Annotated in this window: 19 protein-coding genes and 1 pseudogene; 7 read left to right on the top strand and 13 right to left on the bottom strand. The window is 69.4% G+C overall.

What is annotated here, in order from left to right; genetic code table 11:
- Nucleotides 1-72: 72 nt before the first annotated feature.
- Nucleotides 73-1,272, bottom strand: coding sequence for a hypothetical protein (locus CLT72_RS21405; RefSeq protein WP_144082302.1), 1,200 nt, complete (start codon nt 1,270-1,272; stop codon nt 73-75).
- Nucleotides 1,273-1,418: 146 nt separating this feature from the next.
- On the opposite strand from CLT72_RS21405, the gene CLT72_RS32005 reads away from it, so the two are divergent.
- Nucleotides 1,419-1,559 carry a hypothetical protein gene (locus CLT72_RS32005; protein ID WP_158242056.1) on the top strand — a complete coding sequence of 47 codons (141 nt, stop codon included), beginning with the start codon at nt 1,419-1,421 and terminating at the stop codon, nt 1,557-1,559.
- Nucleotides 1,560-1,789: 230 nt separating this feature from the next.
- Here CLT72_RS32005 and CLT72_RS21400 read toward each other — a convergent pair whose 3' ends face one another.
- On the bottom strand, nt 1,790-2,383 hold the full coding sequence (locus CLT72_RS21400; protein ID WP_101413304.1) for an ImmA/IrrE family metallo-endopeptidase: 594 nt from the start codon (nt 2,381-2,383) through the stop codon (nt 1,790-1,792).
- A gap of 3 nt (nt 2,384-2,386) precedes the next feature.
- Nucleotides 2,387-2,770 carry a helix-turn-helix transcriptional regulator gene (locus CLT72_RS21395; RefSeq protein WP_101415301.1) on the bottom strand — a complete coding sequence of 128 codons (384 nt, stop codon included), beginning with the start codon at nt 2,768-2,770 and terminating at the stop codon, nt 2,387-2,389.
- 170 nt (nt 2,771-2,940) lie between these two features.
- On the opposite strand from CLT72_RS21395, the gene CLT72_RS21390 reads away from it, so the two are divergent.
- The 5 genes from CLT72_RS21390 (at nt 2,941) to CLT72_RS21370 (ending at nt 6,457) form a co-directional block, all read left to right on the top strand.
- Nucleotides 2,941-3,219, top strand: a complete 279-nt coding sequence (locus CLT72_RS21390) for a multiubiquitin domain-containing protein (RefSeq protein ID WP_101413303.1) — start codon at nt 2,941-2,943, stop codon at nt 3,217-3,219.
- Nucleotides 3,216-3,602 carry an E2/UBC family protein gene (locus tag CLT72_RS21385; RefSeq protein WP_101413302.1) on the top strand — a complete coding sequence of 129 codons (387 nt, stop codon included), beginning with the start codon at nt 3,216-3,218 and terminating at the stop codon, nt 3,600-3,602. The genes CLT72_RS21390 and CLT72_RS21385 overlap by 4 nt, the downstream gene beginning before the upstream one ends.
- The gene (locus CLT72_RS21380) at nt 3,584-4,942 is read left to right on the top strand and encodes a ThiF family adenylyltransferase (RefSeq protein WP_101413301.1); all 1,359 of its coding nucleotides are present in this window, start codon (nt 3,584-3,586) and stop codon (nt 4,940-4,942) included. The genes CLT72_RS21385 and CLT72_RS21380 overlap by 19 nt, the downstream gene beginning before the upstream one ends.
- Before the next feature lie 217 nt (nt 4,943-5,159).
- A complete protein-coding gene (locus tag CLT72_RS31635) occupies nt 5,160-5,495 on the top strand; it encodes a hypothetical protein (protein WP_144082301.1) in 336 nt (111 codons plus the stop codon).
- 311 nt (nt 5,496-5,806) lie between these two features.
- A complete protein-coding gene (locus CLT72_RS21370; protein WP_101413299.1) occupies nt 5,807-6,457 on the top strand; it encodes a sigma-70 RNA polymerase sigma factor region 4 domain-containing protein in 651 nt (216 codons plus the stop codon).
- Between the two features lie 44 nt (nt 6,458-6,501).
- Here the strand turns inward: CLT72_RS21370 and CLT72_RS31630 are convergent, their stop codons facing one another.
- The 3 genes from CLT72_RS31630 to CLT72_RS21360 all read right to left on the bottom strand — a co-directional run bounded on the left by CLT72_RS31630 (nt 6,502) and on the right by CLT72_RS21360 (nt 7,263).
- Nucleotides 6,502-6,681 (bottom strand): hypothetical protein, encoded by a 180-nt coding sequence (locus CLT72_RS31630; protein ID WP_144082300.1) that lies wholly within the window; start codon nt 6,679-6,681, stop codon nt 6,502-6,504.
- A 55-nt stretch (nt 6,682-6,736) separates the two neighbouring features.
- Complete coding sequence (locus CLT72_RS32375; RefSeq protein ID WP_199184616.1) at nt 6,737-6,958, bottom strand: hypothetical protein; 222 nt, start codon at nt 6,956-6,958, stop codon at nt 6,737-6,739.
- A gap of 122 nt (nt 6,959-7,080) precedes the next feature.
- Nucleotides 7,081-7,263: a hypothetical protein gene (locus CLT72_RS21360; RefSeq protein WP_144082299.1), complete on the bottom strand. Its 183-nt coding sequence runs from the start codon at nt 7,261-7,263 to the stop codon at nt 7,081-7,083.
- Between CLT72_RS21360 and CLT72_RS32980 the strand changes: the two are divergent.
- Nucleotides 7,207-7,677: pseudogene (locus tag CLT72_RS32980) on the top strand (transposase family protein); the annotation flags it as partial. The gene CLT72_RS21360 and the pseudogene CLT72_RS32980 sit on opposite strands and share 57 nt — an antisense overlap.
- A gap of 109 nt (nt 7,678-7,786) precedes the next feature.
- Here CLT72_RS32980 and CLT72_RS21350 read toward each other — a convergent pair.
- The 7 genes from CLT72_RS21350 to CLT72_RS21320 all read right to left on the bottom strand — a co-directional run bounded on the left by CLT72_RS21350 (nt 7,787) and on the right by CLT72_RS21320 (nt 14,120).
- Nucleotides 7,787-9,262 carry a site-specific integrase gene (locus tag CLT72_RS21350; protein WP_101413297.1) on the bottom strand — a complete coding sequence of 492 codons (1,476 nt, stop codon included), beginning with the start codon at nt 9,260-9,262 and terminating at the stop codon, nt 7,787-7,789.
- Nucleotides 9,259-9,612: a hypothetical protein gene (locus tag CLT72_RS21345; protein WP_486484296.1), complete on the bottom strand. Its 354-nt coding sequence runs from the start codon at nt 9,610-9,612 to the stop codon at nt 9,259-9,261. The genes CLT72_RS21350 and CLT72_RS21345 overlap by 4 nt, the downstream gene beginning before the upstream one ends.
- 377 nt (nt 9,613-9,989) lie before the next feature.
- Complete coding sequence (locus tag CLT72_RS21340) at nt 9,990-10,868, bottom strand: hypothetical protein (protein ID WP_486484295.1); 879 nt, start codon at nt 10,866-10,868, stop codon at nt 9,990-9,992.
- Complete coding sequence (locus CLT72_RS21335) at nt 10,837-11,388, bottom strand: DNA (cytosine-5-)-methyltransferase (RefSeq protein WP_101413296.1); 552 nt, start codon at nt 11,386-11,388, stop codon at nt 10,837-10,839. The genes CLT72_RS21340 and CLT72_RS21335 overlap by 32 nt, the downstream gene beginning before the upstream one ends.
- On the bottom strand, nt 11,385-12,254 hold the full coding sequence (locus CLT72_RS21330) for a hypothetical protein (protein WP_101413295.1): 870 nt from the start codon (nt 12,252-12,254) through the stop codon (nt 11,385-11,387). Before CLT72_RS21330 ends, CLT72_RS21335 begins: the two co-directional genes overlap by 4 nt.
- Complete coding sequence (locus CLT72_RS21325) at nt 12,251-13,231, bottom strand: DNA methyltransferase (protein WP_101413294.1); 981 nt, start codon at nt 13,229-13,231, stop codon at nt 12,251-12,253. The genes CLT72_RS21330 and CLT72_RS21325 overlap by 4 nt, the downstream gene beginning before the upstream one ends.
- Nucleotides 13,215-14,120: a hypothetical protein gene (locus CLT72_RS21320; protein ID WP_101413293.1), complete on the bottom strand. Its 906-nt coding sequence runs from the start codon at nt 14,118-14,120 to the stop codon at nt 13,215-13,217. The genes CLT72_RS21325 and CLT72_RS21320 overlap by 17 nt, the downstream gene beginning before the upstream one ends.
- Between the last annotated feature and the right edge of the window lie 424 nt (nt 14,121-14,544).

Raw genomic sequence — 14,544 nt, 5'->3', positions numbered from 1 at the left:
CGGACGAGCTCGTCCGGGGCTCCGCCGTTCATGACGCACCTGCCACCGTGCCGACGTTGCTCAGCTAGCCCGTCACGGTAGCCCGAAGGCGTGGATGGAGCCGACCTCGATGATCACCCTGTCGAAGGGGTAGTGGGCGAAGGCTTGGGGCAAGACGTAGTGCGTCCAGAGGTGCCGTTGGTCGGCGAGGCCAAGGAAGTTGAAGTCTCGCGCGAGCTGGCAGGCGCGATAGAGCCTCGCCGAAGCGGAGGAAGACGCAGGGGAGAGCAGCGTGCCGATCTCCATTAGCTTGGGGGAGTTCAGCAGGATTTCGCGCGGCACGTACGCCCGGACTCCGCCGCGGCCACGGCCGGCGTCGAAGCCGAGCTCGATCAGGTCCTTCACGGCGTACCCGAAGGTGAACGCCGCCATCTCGCCGAGATCGAGCGAATGCGGATAGCCAGGATAATCGGTGCGCGACAGGAGACCATTGACCTTGAAGGACAGCGCCCGGTTCAGGATCGTGCGGATCTCGGCGTCGGTGTAACGCGCGGCATGCGCGGCACGAGCCAGCCAGACCAGCTCCGGGCCCAGCCTTTCCGACCGTCCCTTTGCCATCCGGACCGGACGCAGGATCTGCTTCTTCACGTCGTCGTCCGGAATGTCGAAGGCCGAACGTCGGGCGAGTTCGGCGGTGAGCCAGTCGGTCAGCAACGGTACTTCGACGTGTACGGACTCGATGACCCCAGATAGTTCGAATGCGACGTCGTCGCCGAGCATGGGGTCCCAGTCAGCGACGAACATGTGCCCGGCGGCCTCGTCGGGCTTCGGGCGGGCGACGACGGCCGCCGTGTCGGCTGGTGGGGGCTCTGGGGCGGAGGTGTTATCGCCGGGTTCGTCTCGCGATGGTCCCGATGGCTGATCGAACGAGTGCATCAGCTGGTTGACCCGATTGGCGATCTTGTACCGATCCTCGCCACAGGCCAGTGCCAGCATTTGCGCGATCGAGAGGACGTCATCCAGGGCCGCCGGCCCACCTCGGGAGATGATCCGGTGGATCACGTCCTTCTTCGGTGAACCGTCGAGGCGGTCATCGCCGGCGATCCGCTTCTCCAGATCCTCCAGCGCTGGCCTGCCCGCTTTTTCGCGCAGGTCGTAGAGCAGATCGCGGACATCCCGCTGCGGCCCGGCGTCGAGCTCAGGGCGGGCAAGCTTCCGCGGGCGGCGCACCGGAGCGCGCTTGGCGGCCGCCGCAGACGGGCGGGGCACTCGTCGGGACTTGTCGGCATCCATCGCCGACCGATGATGCCCCACCGCTACCGGTTATGGGACTGCGGGCTCCCCGTCGGCACTCAGGTCAACCCCTCCGGGATGGCACGAGTCTGAGAACGCAAGCCGGCGCCGGCTCCGCTCTCGTCTCTAACACCAGGGAGCATCCGATGACCCAATCCCCGCAAAATCCCGACGGCCCCCAGCCGCGCCGCACCCGGAACACCCTCGCCGTGATCACCGGCGTCCTCGCTGGCGCCACCCGCGCCTTGGCCGACTGGATCCTCGACCATCTCGCTACCGGCAACTAACCGGATGCCTGGCGGGATCCCGCGCTGTACCGGCCGGATCCCGCCCTACTCACCGCGTGCAGAGAAGTACAGACATCCGTGCAGACGACTTCGGAAATCGACAGTGGCCGGCCGTCGCGCCGCCGCCGGGAGAAGAACTGGGGAACGCTGACCGCGAGCGGCGGCGGCGGAATCGTCACCGCCGCCGGCGTCCGCCCCAGCCGATGGAGCAGCAATACTGGCGGCCCGAGTCACCCGCGGGCCCGCTTGGCGAAGATCCGGCTGGCGACGAGACGAGCCCCGGTGGCTTTCATGCGCCATCCCGCCAGCTGCACGCTGACATCGAAGTGGGCCGCCACCTCTTCGTCTGACTTCTTCCCTCGGGCTGCTCGGTGGGCCGCGTCGTACGGGAGAAGAAGTTCCGCGCCGAGCTCGGCGGCCTCCCACTCCTGGTCTTTGTTAGCTGGATTGTGGCATCCGCCCGTGCTGTCAGCGGCGAACATGACCCGGTCAAACTCGTGCTCGAGGAGCACGTGGGCCATCTCATGGGCGATGTTCGCCCGCCGGCGCGGGGGCAGATGGGCAGTGTTCTCGACGATGAACTGCCCTGTCCCGGCCGGGATGACGGCGGCGGACCACCGGTCGGGGCGCTCGGAGGTGAAAAAGGCGATGGACTCCTGCGGGCAACCGGCGGCCACGAGCTCGTCGAGGGTGATGATCTCCACCCCGTGCTCACGGGCCAGGTCATACGGGCAGAGGCGGACGAACTTTCCTAGCCCCAGATCGGTCTCGCGGATGTCGACGGCTAGGCGTTGAAGCTCCGCCTTCGGCAACCTCTTGCCCACCGGTCACCTGTTCCGGTCAGCGCGGCGGGTGGCGTTCAAGCCCATGGCCGCCTCCAGCACGTTCTGCAACTTTTGTCTCTCCTCGTTGGTCATGTCCTTGCGGTTGCGCAGGAGCGCACCCACCTCCGCGAGCAGCTCCGGCTGTGACTCGCCGTCGGCCTGGTCGTCGTCCTCGCTCATCCAGAAGCGTTCGGCGGGCATCTTGAGCCACTGGGTCAGCGACATGAGGGCGTCGGCGTCGGGTCGGTAGCCGTTGGCCAGCCGGGTCATGGTCGACGGGCTGCACCCGACCTCTCCGGCAAGTTGGCGCCAGGACAGGTTCTTGCTCTTCCGCGCTCCATCGAGAGCGGCATACAACGCCGCCACGTTGATCCGGGTTTGGGCCATATCGGGGGTCTCCTCGCAGGGTCGCGCGAACCACCTTTCTACCAGCATTCGACTTGTCGAACAGCGCATGGTAAGTTCGATCACGTTCGACAAGTCGAACACCGTCTTACTTGTAAGACGCAACGTTACCCGCTGCGCTTCGGCCGTGGCAATGAGTTGAGGAGATCGATATGAGTACCAGCATTGCGGCGGGGGTCGGCCACGACGACGTCCGCCGCCCCCGCACGATCACCGTCACCATCAACAATCGGCGAGTCGAACTGCCCGAGCGTCAGATGACCGGCCTGGAGATCAAGCAGGCCGCCATCGCGCAGGGCGTCGAGGCCGAGGCCACCTTCCAGCTCTCGGTCAAGCACGGGAACCGCTACGAGGTCATCGGCGACACCGACACCGTCACGGTCCACCAGCGCCAGGAGTTCCTCATCGTCGCTCCGGACGACAACTCGTGAGCAGTCTGCTCTCGGCGGTCGCCACCGCAGTCGACGCCGTCCGGGACCACTTCACCGGCAAGCCGGTCACCGTGGTCCCGGACGGCGCCGGCGGCGCCTTCGTGATCGTTGATGACATCGAGGTCGGCGCCACCTACAGCCCGTCAACCACCTGGATCGGCTTCCAGATCAGCGCCGCCTACCCCAGCGCCGACGTCTACCCCCACTACACCGGGGTCCTTGCCCGCACCGACGGGCAGCCCCACGGTCCGGCCGTTCAGCAAATGACCTGGCAAGGACGGCCCGCGATGCAGATGTCGCGGCGTTCGAATCACTGGAAGGCCGGCCTGGACAACGCGGCCCTCAAGGCAGAAAAGGTAATCACATGGCTCCGTACCCAGTGAATCCCCCGGCGGGGGGCTGGAGTCTCACGCTGCCGCCCCGGCTCTGGACCGAGTTGTCCGACCACCTCTTTCAGGACGACGACGAGCACGGCGCCGTCATCCTCGCCGGCCGCGCCGACGGCCCTCGAGGCCCGCGGCTGCTCGCTCGCGAGATGATTCTGGCCCGCGATGGGACCGACTACGTCCCCGGCCAGACCGGCTACCGGGCGCTCACGCCGACGTTCGTCCGTGATGCCGCCGTCCGAGCCCGCGACGAGAACTCGGCCTACATCGCCGTCCACAACCACCTCGGCGACCGGACGGTCGGCTTCTCACCCACCGACCTTGCCAGCCACGAACGGGGCTATCCGGCTCTGCGACAGATCACCGGCCAGGTCATCGGCGGTCTTGTCCTCACCCCGCAGGCTGCCGCCGGAGACCTGTGGCTCCCGGACGGCAACCGAGTCGAGCTGGCCGAGACGGTTATCCCCGCCGGCAACCTCATCCGCCTGCGACCCCGCCCCGCGACACAAGACGGACCCCCGGACGCAATGCACGACCGTCAGGCACGCCTATTCGGTGCGCTCGGCCAGGAACTCCTCAGCCGCATGCGGGTCGCGGTCGTCGGCCTCGGCGGAGTTGGCAGCATCCTCGTCGAGGGACTTGCCCGCCTCGGCGTCGGCCACCTCGTCCTCATCGATGACGACGTCGTGGACGAGACCAACCTGCCTCGGCTCATCGCCGCCGAGCGGGAGGATATCGGCAAGCCCAAGACGCTGTCCGCGATCCGTAATGCCCGCAGAGCCAGCCCTCAAGTGCAGTTGACAGTCCTGCCTGAGCGGGTCGAAGCCACCCATGCCCGCGACGCGCTGAAGACCTGCGACTGGATCTTCCTTGCGGCGGACAGCGACTCCGCCCGCTTCTGGGTCAATGCGACAGCTAACCAATACCTCATTCCCGCCACCCAGATCGGGATCAAGATCCCCATCACCCGCAGCGGCGCCGTCGGGCGAATCCACGCCGTCAACCGCATCCTTGCCCCAGGCAGTGGCTGCATGTGGTGCAACGAGCTCATCAATCCGACCGAACTCGCCATCGACATGCACCCGGAGCAGGAACGGGCGGCCGCCCGTTACGTCACCGGCGTCCCCGCACCAAGCGTCATCGCCCTGAATGGAATCGCGGCGATGGAAGCCGTCAGTCACTTCATGCTCGCCTGCACTGGCCTCCATGAGGACCCAATGGACACCACCTCGATCATGCATCTTCCGCGAGAACGGGAACGCACAGCCCAGGTGCCTCGTCGTGACCCAGACTGCCTGTGGTGCTCCTCGAATGGTCAACTGGGGCGAGGAAGATAACCCGAAACTGTGTGCCCACCTCGCCGGAGGCGCACAAGATCCATGTTGATAGATGAGCGGGTGGCTATCGGCGCGTCGCGTGCGATCACCACCGTGGGACTACCGACATGGAGGACCTGGATGCTCTCTCGCGCGAGCGCTGCGGCAGCGGCTAGGGAGCAAGCCGAGCCGCAGCGTTGCTGCCTCGGTCTCTCGCTACGGCGGTAACGTCGCCGACGTGGGGGTGGACTGGGGTCGGCTGACGCCGGCGCTGCGCGCAGGGGACTGGACCTGCGGTACGCACGGGTGTATTCGTCCGCGAGCCAACGGTGTCGTTCCCGCCTGCCCTACCGAGCTGGATCCGCGGTTGCGTGAGCACCTGGACGACCCGGTGCGCCACGGCAACAACGGCTACGCCCGCAGGTTCGGCCGCGACGGCGCCCGCCGGGTGCTCGCCGACATGGCGGGCGCCGGGTTGATCGAGCGCGACGTCGTGCTCAGTGCGTTGAGCGTTTATGAGATCTCTCCCGCCGCTCAACTGGTGATCGCTAACTTGATCGACAAGATCGCCTAGCTGGCAACCCGGTCCCGAACTGCACAAACAGCCGAACAAAAAATCTTGGAAGGAAAAGTGGCGGGTAATCAGGGCGGCCGCACATAGGAGAAGACGTCCGGTGAGGTGCTCAGCGGACGCACCGTACTGAGAAGGGCGTCATGCAGCCGGAAGCCGACGAGCAGACGGACGACGGGGCGCGATCGGGACTACAACGGGAACCGACCCGCCGCGATGTCGCTGTCCCCGCTTCCTGGCTCGCCGAATTCGCGGGCACCCGTGAGGATCACGAGCTGGATGAGGCCGTCCGGGCTTTGCGCCGGCGTGACCGCATGGCCGAGGACGCCGAGCTGGTCAACTGGCTGCGTCGGTCGAATTTCACCGGCCGTGACTACGACCTGTTCGCCACCGAGCTGGCCCGCTACGGGTACGCCGTCGTGGTGGCCTGGATCCGCCAGGGCACCATCTTCGGCAAGTGCCGCGAGCGCGGGGCGGGCCTGCCCGAGCCGCCGCTCGGGGCGCTCAGCCGGCCCGACGTCGCCGAGGAACTCGCCAACGAGACCGTGGCCAAGGCGCTGAACACCTTCCGCAACACCGTGTTGATCCCTGGGCGGTGGAACCCCGCCCGCGGCGCGTCACTCAAGACGTTCTTTATCGGCCAGTGCCTGATCCGCTTCCCGAACATCTACCGCGCCTGGCTGAAGACCGAGGTGCACCACGACCTGCTCGTCGACGAGCTCGCCATCTTCGACCGCCCGGCCGGTGGCGGTCCAACCATCGACCCGGCGCAGCTCGCCGTGATCCGCCAGGAACTCGACACCCTGATCGGCGACGCACCGCGGCGCACCCGCCCCATGCTGGTTCTCCTGCTCGCCGGACACACCCAGGCAGAGGTCGCCGCCCAGCTCGGGGTGACCGAGAATGCCGTACAGAAAGCCCTGGCCTACTACCGCAAACGCCTGACCAGCCGCCAACCCGCCTGACCGAAGGAGGCATGACCCGCCATGCCGCAGCCCACCCCGAAACCTCAACCGCGATCGTTGTTGACGACCTCGCGGTCACTGAGATCCACCATCGAGACCAAGATCGAGCGCTCATCGCTGGGCACCGCCGACGCCCGCGCCATGCGCGCCCGCACCTCCACCGCGACCGCCCGCGCCATCGTCGCCCGAGCAGCCGGAGTCACCGTCCACACCGCCCGCAGCACCGGCCAAAAAACTAGCCGCAAAGGTGGCGGGTAGAAGCTCGGCCAGCACATATGCCTACGGCAAGAGCGGTCCAACCGAGACCGCACCACCGAAGGAGATGATCCACATGGCTCGAGGCGGCTCCCGCTCCGTGTCCCGCAGTGCCGGCACCGGCCGGTTCGTCAGCAGCCGCACCGCGGCCCGCTCCCCGCGGACCACCACGACCGAGCGCGTCGGGCGCGGCACGAGCAACACCCGCGCTGTGAACCGCAGCGCCAGCACCGGCCGGTTCGTCACCGCGGCCACCGCAGCCCGGCACCCGGGTACGACGATCACTCAGCACGTCTGACACGAGCCCCTAGAGATCGGTGGGCCCTCTCCCAGCCTGGGAGAGGGCCCACCGATCTCTTACCGCCCCACTACTGCGGCTCGTCACCGGCGGCGGGCAGCACGAGTGCCCACCGGCTGCACCGGGTCATGCCGTTGATCTTGCTGGGCACGCTGACGCCGAGCAGGTTGTCGGCGTATCCGCTGGCCTTGCCGGTGTGCCCGTCCCACTTCGGGCGACCGGCAGGGAACTTGAAGCGGGTCAGCACGAGCACCGGGGCGCCTTGGCCGTGCGAGGCCACTGCGTGGGCAGATCGGCCTCACCCGCCCTGCCGGGCGCCGTGCACGACCTGACCGCCGCCCGCACCCACGGCCTGATCAACGCCAACGTGATGACCTTCGCCGACAAGGCATACCAAGGCGCCGGCGGCAGCGCCACATCCAGGCCACGTCGCGGGCGTCGATCCGCACGCCCTTCAAGCGCCGCCGGCGCCGGCCGCGACTGTCCCGCCGACAGAAGACCGTCAACCGGCACCACGCCAGGATCCGCGCCGTCGGCGATCGCGCCGTCGCCACCTCAAGGGCTGGAGATCCTGGCCAAGCTCCGCTGCTGCCCCCGATGCACCACCGCCATCGTCCAGGCCATCCTTGCTCTACATCACGGCCCGACCAGCCAAAACCCACGATGAAGAGCGGGAACGCGTGAAACCGGCCCCTCCCGAGGTGGGAGGGGCCGGTTTCGTGTCGATATCCGTGTCGGGCTGCTGCGGCGTCGTTGGACACCTGCCGAGTGATGGGTCAGGCAGCGCGGTTGTCGCGAGGGATGAGGTCGGCGACGGCGTCGGCGCTGCCGTGTCCGAGTTCAAGGATGACTGTGGTGTAGGTGTCGGAGGTCAGGCTGATGGTGGAGTGTCCGAGGGTTTCCTGGACTTCTTTCAGGTCGGCGCCGCCGTGGCGGAGGTAGGTGGCTGCGCAGTGGCGGAGGTCGTGCAGTCGCACTGGCGGAAGGTCGGCTTTGGCGATGAGGCGGTCGAAGCGGTCGCTGATCGTCTGGGGGTGCCATTCCTTGCCGTCGGGGCGGACGAAGAACCTGCCGGTATCGGGCCATTGGAGGCCGTTGACGTGTTGCCAGCGGCGGCGCATGTTGAGGTAGGCGCGTAGGGCGGTGATGGTTTTCGGGCCGAGGGGGATGATCCGGTCGCCGGCGTCGCTTTTGACTGGCCGGACGATGGGGGTGTAGCCGACGGTGGTGATCTGCTCGACGATTGTGAGGTAGCCGGCGTCGAGGTCGACGTCGTGGTCACGTAGCCCGCATGCCTCACCTCGGCGTAGCCCTCGGTGCAGGATCAGCAGGAACATCGCGTAGAGGGCGATGTCGTGGCGCTCGACGTGGTCGAGGAACCGTCCGGCCTGCTCTGGCATCCACACCATGACCGGACTCGGGCGGCTGCCCGTGACCTGCCAGTGCTGAATCGCCTTCGCGGTCCATACCCGTGCCCTGGGCCGTTTCCCGGAGGGCAGTTCGACGCCGAGGGCAGGGTTGTGGGGGATCAGCTTCGACCGGATGACGGCGTCGTTGAGTGCCTTGCGGACTGTGGCGTACAGCCGCTGCATACTCGAGGCACCCATCGGCCGTACACCTTTGACCTTCGCGCGGGTGTGGGGATCGGTGCTGGCGCGGGCGGCGCGGATCTCGTCCTGCTTGAGTGCGATGGCGGTGAACATGACCTCGATGTGGCTGGTGCGCAGGCTCTGGATGGGGATCGTGCCGAGGTGGGGGATCAGATACTGGCGGATGTGGTCGGAGTAGCCGCGCACCGTTTTCTCCGCCAGGCCCCGGCGCCCGGCGAGCCAGGCGGTGAGGTACTCACCGGTGGTGGTGGGCACGCAGGCGGGCACACCGGCGCGGACGCGGGCGGCGACCGCGTCGCGGTCGGGTAGTGGGGTGCCGGGCCGGCAGGCGTGCAGCAGGTCGCCAATCTGCGCGGCGAGGTCGGTGTCGCCGTCGGCGAGTTCGAGCAGGCCGCGGGCGTGGCGCAGTTCGCGGGTGGCGGTGTCGCGACTGTCGAAGCCGCTACGGCGTAGCTGCCGGCGGGTCTGTCGGGGCCGGACGGGTAGTTCGATCTGGTAGCCCCACACGCCGTGGGTGGGGTGCCAGCCGCCGCCGGGGCGGCGTAGTTTCGGGCATCGCCCGCCTAGTCTTTTGCCGGTGTCGGGGTCGGTGCAGGTGCATCGTTTGGTGATGGCGCCTTCGGGGCTGCTCGGGCGGGTCACGGTTCCTTCTTTCCGACGCCGCCGTTGGTGTCCGGCGGGGTGGTGCTTCTGATTGCGTCGTGGTGATCGACGCTTCGCTTCGCGTCCGGGGTCAAGTCGCCGGTGGCGGGTTGCAGCCCGAGGGTGGTGAGGATTCCGGCGACGGGCACCTTGTAGCGGGAGCCGACCCGGATGACCGGCACCGGGAAGTCGCCGGTGCGGGCGAGTTCGTAGGACAGGGCGCGGCCGAGGCCGAAGACTCGCCCGGCGGTGGGCAGGTCGGTGATCGCGCCGAGCGCGCGGATGCGCTCCTCGGTCCACACCTCGCCGCGGTGCTCGCCGGTGCTCGGGTTGGTGGGGTTGGTGCTCACGGTGGGCACTCCGATCGCAGAGAAAACGAAGAAGTCAGGGCGAGTGGGTGGTAGGCGGCGGGGCCGGGGCGTCCAGACATGTGGACGCTCCGGCCCTCGCAGGCGTGGTGGCGTGGATCTGGTGGGCGAGCAGGGAGCTGGCTGGGATGGGTGCGGTACCGACCGGTCGTGTTGTCCGCGCCGGAGTCCGGCAACCCATCGGCCGATGTCGTCGCCGTGCGCACCGCTGGGATCGGTGGCGAGGTGGTGACCGTGTCGACAGCGCGCCGTTGGGCATGGCAAGAGAACCGGGCTGCGCGTCTCTCGAGGTAGAAGATGCTGTTCCGGCCGGGTGGTACTCGTATCCGGGCTGGCGGTGTGGTGGGGGAGGCCGGTGCCTACGAGGGCATCTCCCAGCGGCGGGGGCACAGCAGCAGCCGCAACGCGACGGCTGCCTGTTGGGGCACGACGCCGTTGCCGAGGACCCGCAGCGCGCCGGTGCGCGGTAACGCCAGCGTCGGGTCAGTGACGTGGCCGGTGTCCAAACCCATGAGCCATTCCACGAACGGCGGTGCGAGGACCGATTTGCCGTGTCGTCCCGGTTGGGTCGGCTCCGGCACTGGACGGCCGAGCAGCAGCTCCCAGCGTGCCACCGCCGCGGCGTAGACACCCCACCGGTCGACGTCGGGGTGGCCCAGCCCGGCAACGGTGGTGCGCAGGTCCGCGCCGCCGTCGCCGTGGCGGCCGGGTCCGCAGGCGTCGGAGGCACGGGGGGTGGGCAGGGTCCGGGCCGGTAGCCGCACGGCCGCTGACGGCAGGGTGAGGTCCCCGTGCGAGCCGCGTTGCCCGGGGCAGCCCTTGGTGCCGTCGCTGGCCTTCGGGGTGGGCAGTAGCACCTGCGACAGCGGCGGTCGCCACTCAGCACCGGCTCGCCGGCCCGGGGTGCCGGTGTCGCTGGCCCTGGGTGTCGGCAGCCGGGTCGCGTCGGTCATGGTGCGGCCCGCGTGTCCGGTGGATGTGGAACGTGCGGCGGTGATGTTCGCCGAGGAGCGGCTGTCGGCCACCGTCGGTGTCGGCGGCAGCTGGGTGGTGGTGCCGGCCAGGCTTGGCCGGCGGGCCGCTCCGGCCGATGGGAACATGTTCGGCCCGTAGGCCATCGCTGTGGGGGTTGGTAGGAGGTCGTGGCGGGTTCCGGTCGGCTCGATGAGGTCGGGCAGGCCGTACTGGTGGCCGGGGCCCTTGCCGTCACGGGCGCACGGTGTCGGCAACGTCCGCACCTGCCTGGAGTGACTCGGTGGGAGTGGCCAGCAGGAACAGCCGGTCTCTGCGGTGGGCGGCGCCGACGTCGGATGCGCGTAGGCATAGCCAGCTCGTGTCGTACCCGATCGCGGCCAGATCACGGTGGACGACGTCGAGTCCTCGCCGAAGGAGAGCGGCGACGTTCTCCACGAAGAGCAGCTGCGGTCGAAGGACGCGAACGGCTTCGGCGACGTGGTTCCAGACGCTGGAGTGCTCGCCGGTGATGCCGACACGTCTGCCGGCGTTGGAGATGTCCTGACAAGGGAATCCAGCGGTGACAATGTCGACGGGCGCGACTGTCTTCCAGTCGACGGTGCGGATGTCGCCGAGGTTGGTGACATTGGGCCAGTGGTGGGCGCAGACGGTGGCGGCGTGCCGGTCGGTCTCGGCGTACCAGGCGACATGGCCGCCGAGCACCAGCTCGACGGCCATGTCGAGCCCGCCGTACCCACTGCAGAGGGATCCGATGCGTGGGGCGGTGGTGTGCGCAATGCTCACGCCACCTTCCCGCGCCCGGCGCCGGCTGCCACCACCGGCTGGTCGTGAGGGCAGGTCCACGGCCCACAGCCAGGCGCCTCCTGCGCCCGGGGGCGGGGGCGCAGGACCACCTCGTCGAGCGGCACCCGCTGGCGGTGCAGGAAGAACTGTCCGCGCAGCGGGTGACCGTCGGCGTTGGCCCGGGCCGAGCCGTGGCGGATGGCGCGGTCGAAGGCGACCGCGTCGGTCCACTCCTGTGGGCTGTGCTCGCGTAGGGCGAGCCAGAAGCCGTCGTCGTGGAACGGGCAGCCCACGCACGACGACTTCGGGGTGTCTGCGAGATTGTGCTCGGCCAGGAAACGTAGGCAGTCGGTGCGCCGCCACCCCAGGTCGAGCAGCGGGTGCACGTTGCGCATGTAGCCGACGTCGGAGTCCCGCGTCCGACCAATCTCGTCGACGCTGATCCCGATCGCCATCTGCGCCCAGACCCCGGCCGGTACTCGCGTCGGGTGGGGGTAGCCCAGCCGGCGCCGCACCTCCGCCTTGATGGGTTTGATCTTGTACTCGCCGGTGCATTGCCGGCGTGCCATGCCCCGCTCACCGTTCGGGCCGAGGGTGAACAGGGGCATGGAGGCGAAGCGGTGGTCCGGGTCGAGCGCGTCTGCCCGGATGTCACCGGTACCGACGCGCACGACCTCGATGCCGGCCCGCTGCGCGATGCCACTCAGACGGTCCAGATGCCGGTAGACCGCGGCCGGCTCCCAGGAGGTGTCGGCGAAGATCGCCGCGTCGAACCCAGGGATCGTGCCCTGGGCGGCGAGCAGCAGGAGCGTGGAACTCTGCACGCCGGCACCCAGCGAGAGGTAGCGGTGGGTGGGTGCGCTCACGCGACCACCCCGGATGGGTCCTGCGGCGACAGCGCGAAAATGAGGACGTCCTCGTGCGCGATGAGGTGCATCGGCACCCCGCCGGCCCTGGCCTTGCGGACCTGCTGGAGCTGGAAGAACGACGGGCGGGCGACGAGCTGCCCGTCGCGGACGGCGGCGAGCAGGGCCACGCACCGCTCGGTCGGCACGAGGCCTGCGCGCAGGCCGGCGGCGATGACGGCGCTGGGCAGGTCGACCAGCTCGCCACGCTTGCGCCACGGGCGGGCGGTGACCACGACGACGCCGCCGGGTCGCAGCAGGGTGGCGCAGCCGCGCAGGATCTGGGCAAAGCCGTCGGCGAGGCCGGTCAGGTCGCGGTAGGCGAGGTTGCCCTTGTCCTCGCCGTAGCGGTCGTCGTACTTGACGACCCCGTCCGCGCCGGCGCGGACGAGACCGTGCACGGTCGGCCCGTACGGCGGCGAGGTGACCACGAGCGCCACCTGCCGGGTGAGGGCCTTCGGGACCAGCGACATCAGTCGGGTCGCGTCGCCGCGGATGACCGATGCGCGTCCAGTGGCGCCCTGGTCGTGGGCGTGGCGGATGTTGGCGTCGGCGATGTTCGACCATTGCGGCTCGTACTCGATGCCGAAGGCGTCGCGGCCGGCGTGGACGGCCTCGACCAGGGTGGTGCCGATGCCGCACATCGGGTCCAGGACCAGGTCACCGGGCTGGGTGTAGGCGTCGATCGCGTGGGCGGCGATCGCGGGAAGCATCCGGGCGGGATGCTTGACCGATTCCGGCACGTACCGGCCGCGTCGCTGCACGGGGCCGGTCGACTGGGCGGTCGCCCAGACGGACAGCCCGTCGGCCCCGGCGCGGTGGAGGCCTTCGTCCTCGCGCTGGCGGCCCTGGTGATCCTCGCTGGCGGCGAGGCCGCTGATGTCCGGCTCGTTCGGGTCGGGGTGCGCGGGGGTGGTGTGCTCAGGCACGGCGCTCACCGCCCGCCCGGCTGCCGCGCCGCCTCGACGCGGGCGCCGGGGTGGACGTTGCGGGGGAGAACACCAGCAGGTCCGCATGGACCCGCAGGTGCGCCAACGCCCACCGCGGGTCGTTCTGGTGGGTGAGGGCGAGCAGTTCCTCGTCGGTGACGTGGTAGACGAACGCGTCGCCGCTGGTGTCGGCGGCGACAGCGACGATGTGCTGCAGGTAGCCCAGGCCCACCTCCGCGGCGGCGGTGGCTACCGGGGTGAAGTCCTCCGGCCCACCATCGACGGCGGTGGGGACGGTGACAACCAGGACAAGGCAACCCCCGGCGCGCAGCAGCCGCGCGCACGCGGTCAGCAACCACGCCAGCCGGACCCGATTGGTGGTGTCGTCCGAGTCCAGCGGCCAGCAGGCCACCACCAGGCTCGTCGCCCCCGCAAGGGACGCGCGGCCGGTGACGGTGCAGGTCGCTTCGGTGGGCAGGTCGGGGTCGGTGAGGTCGTCACCGAACCACGCGCTCATGTCCGGCACGTCGTCGCCGTTTCCGCTCGAAGCGGCGGGGTCGGGGCGTGCCGGTGGGGTGGCCGTGCCGATGACCAGGCTGGACGCGTCGGTGAACCAGCCCGGGTGGTGCCGCCGGCCGCCAGCGGCGCAGACGGCGGTCAGGGCGTGATCGGCGGTGAGGTCGACGACGACCTCGCCGGGTCGGGTGTAGGCGGCGACGAGGCGGTAGGCCAGCCGGGCGCCGATGCTGCGCCCGGTGTCGGCCGGGCCGCGCGCGGTGCGCCACACGGTGACCGGCACCGGCGGGTCGCCGGCGACCAGGTCGATCAGGGTCGGATCGACCGCCTGGGGGTCGACGGAGTGGACAGGGTCGGGGTGCTGCGGCGTGTGCTCGCTCATGTGGTGTCGGCTCCGCGCCGCGCATGCAGTGCGCTGACACCCTTAAACCCGCCTTTGTGTGCTCTGGCGAACGCCTGCCCCACTCACAGCCGCTCACAGCGCCACGGCGGACAACCCACACCCAGGGCGGCGGCGCGCATACGTGACGGTGCACCAAGCGGATGGCGGGCTGACACGCCGATCACCGGTTTCTGTCAGCGAGGCACCCCGCGGTGCCGCCGGTGACGGGACTACGCCATGTCATCGCCGCAGGTCGATGACATGGCGTGGTGTCATGATGTCCGCCGCGCAGTGAGGGTGGGCGTGTGCCTGGCCATCGGCGGCTGCCGGTGACCGGCCGGACAACTGACCGCCGAACGTGCGGACTCTGATGACCTCGGCGTGACCGCCGCGCCGGTGGCGTGTCCGCGACAGTGCCCGGCGC

This window comes from Micromonospora sp. CNZ309 (assembly GCF_002846525.1).
This window is presented reverse-complemented; position numbering and strand designations above follow the sequence as displayed.

Coding starts and splice junctions, on each gene's coding strand:
- CLT72_RS21405 (WP_144082302.1), bottom strand. CDS start 1,272: ATGGATGCCGACAAGTCCCGACGAGTGCCCCGCCCGTCTGCGGCGGCC.
- CLT72_RS32005 (WP_158242056.1), top strand. CDS start 1,419: ATGACCCAATCCCCGCAAAATCCCGACGGCCCCCAGCCGCGCCGCACC.
- CLT72_RS21395 (WP_101415301.1), bottom strand. CDS start 2,770: ATGGCCCAAACCCGGATCAACGTGGCGGCGTTGTATGCCGCTCTCGAT.
- CLT72_RS21390 (WP_101413303.1), top strand. CDS start 2,941: ATGAGTACCAGCATTGCGGCGGGGGTCGGCCACGACGACGTCCGCCGC.
- CLT72_RS21380 (WP_101413301.1), top strand. CDS start 3,584: ATGGCTCCGTACCCAGTGAATCCCCCGGCGGGGGGCTGGAGTCTCACG.
- CLT72_RS21370 (WP_101413299.1), top strand. CDS start 5,807: ATGGCCGAGGACGCCGAGCTGGTCAACTGGCTGCGTCGGTCGAATTTC.
- CLT72_RS21320 (WP_101413293.1), bottom strand. CDS start 14,120: ATGAGCGAGCACACGCCGCAGCACCCCGACCCTGTCCACTCCGTCGAC.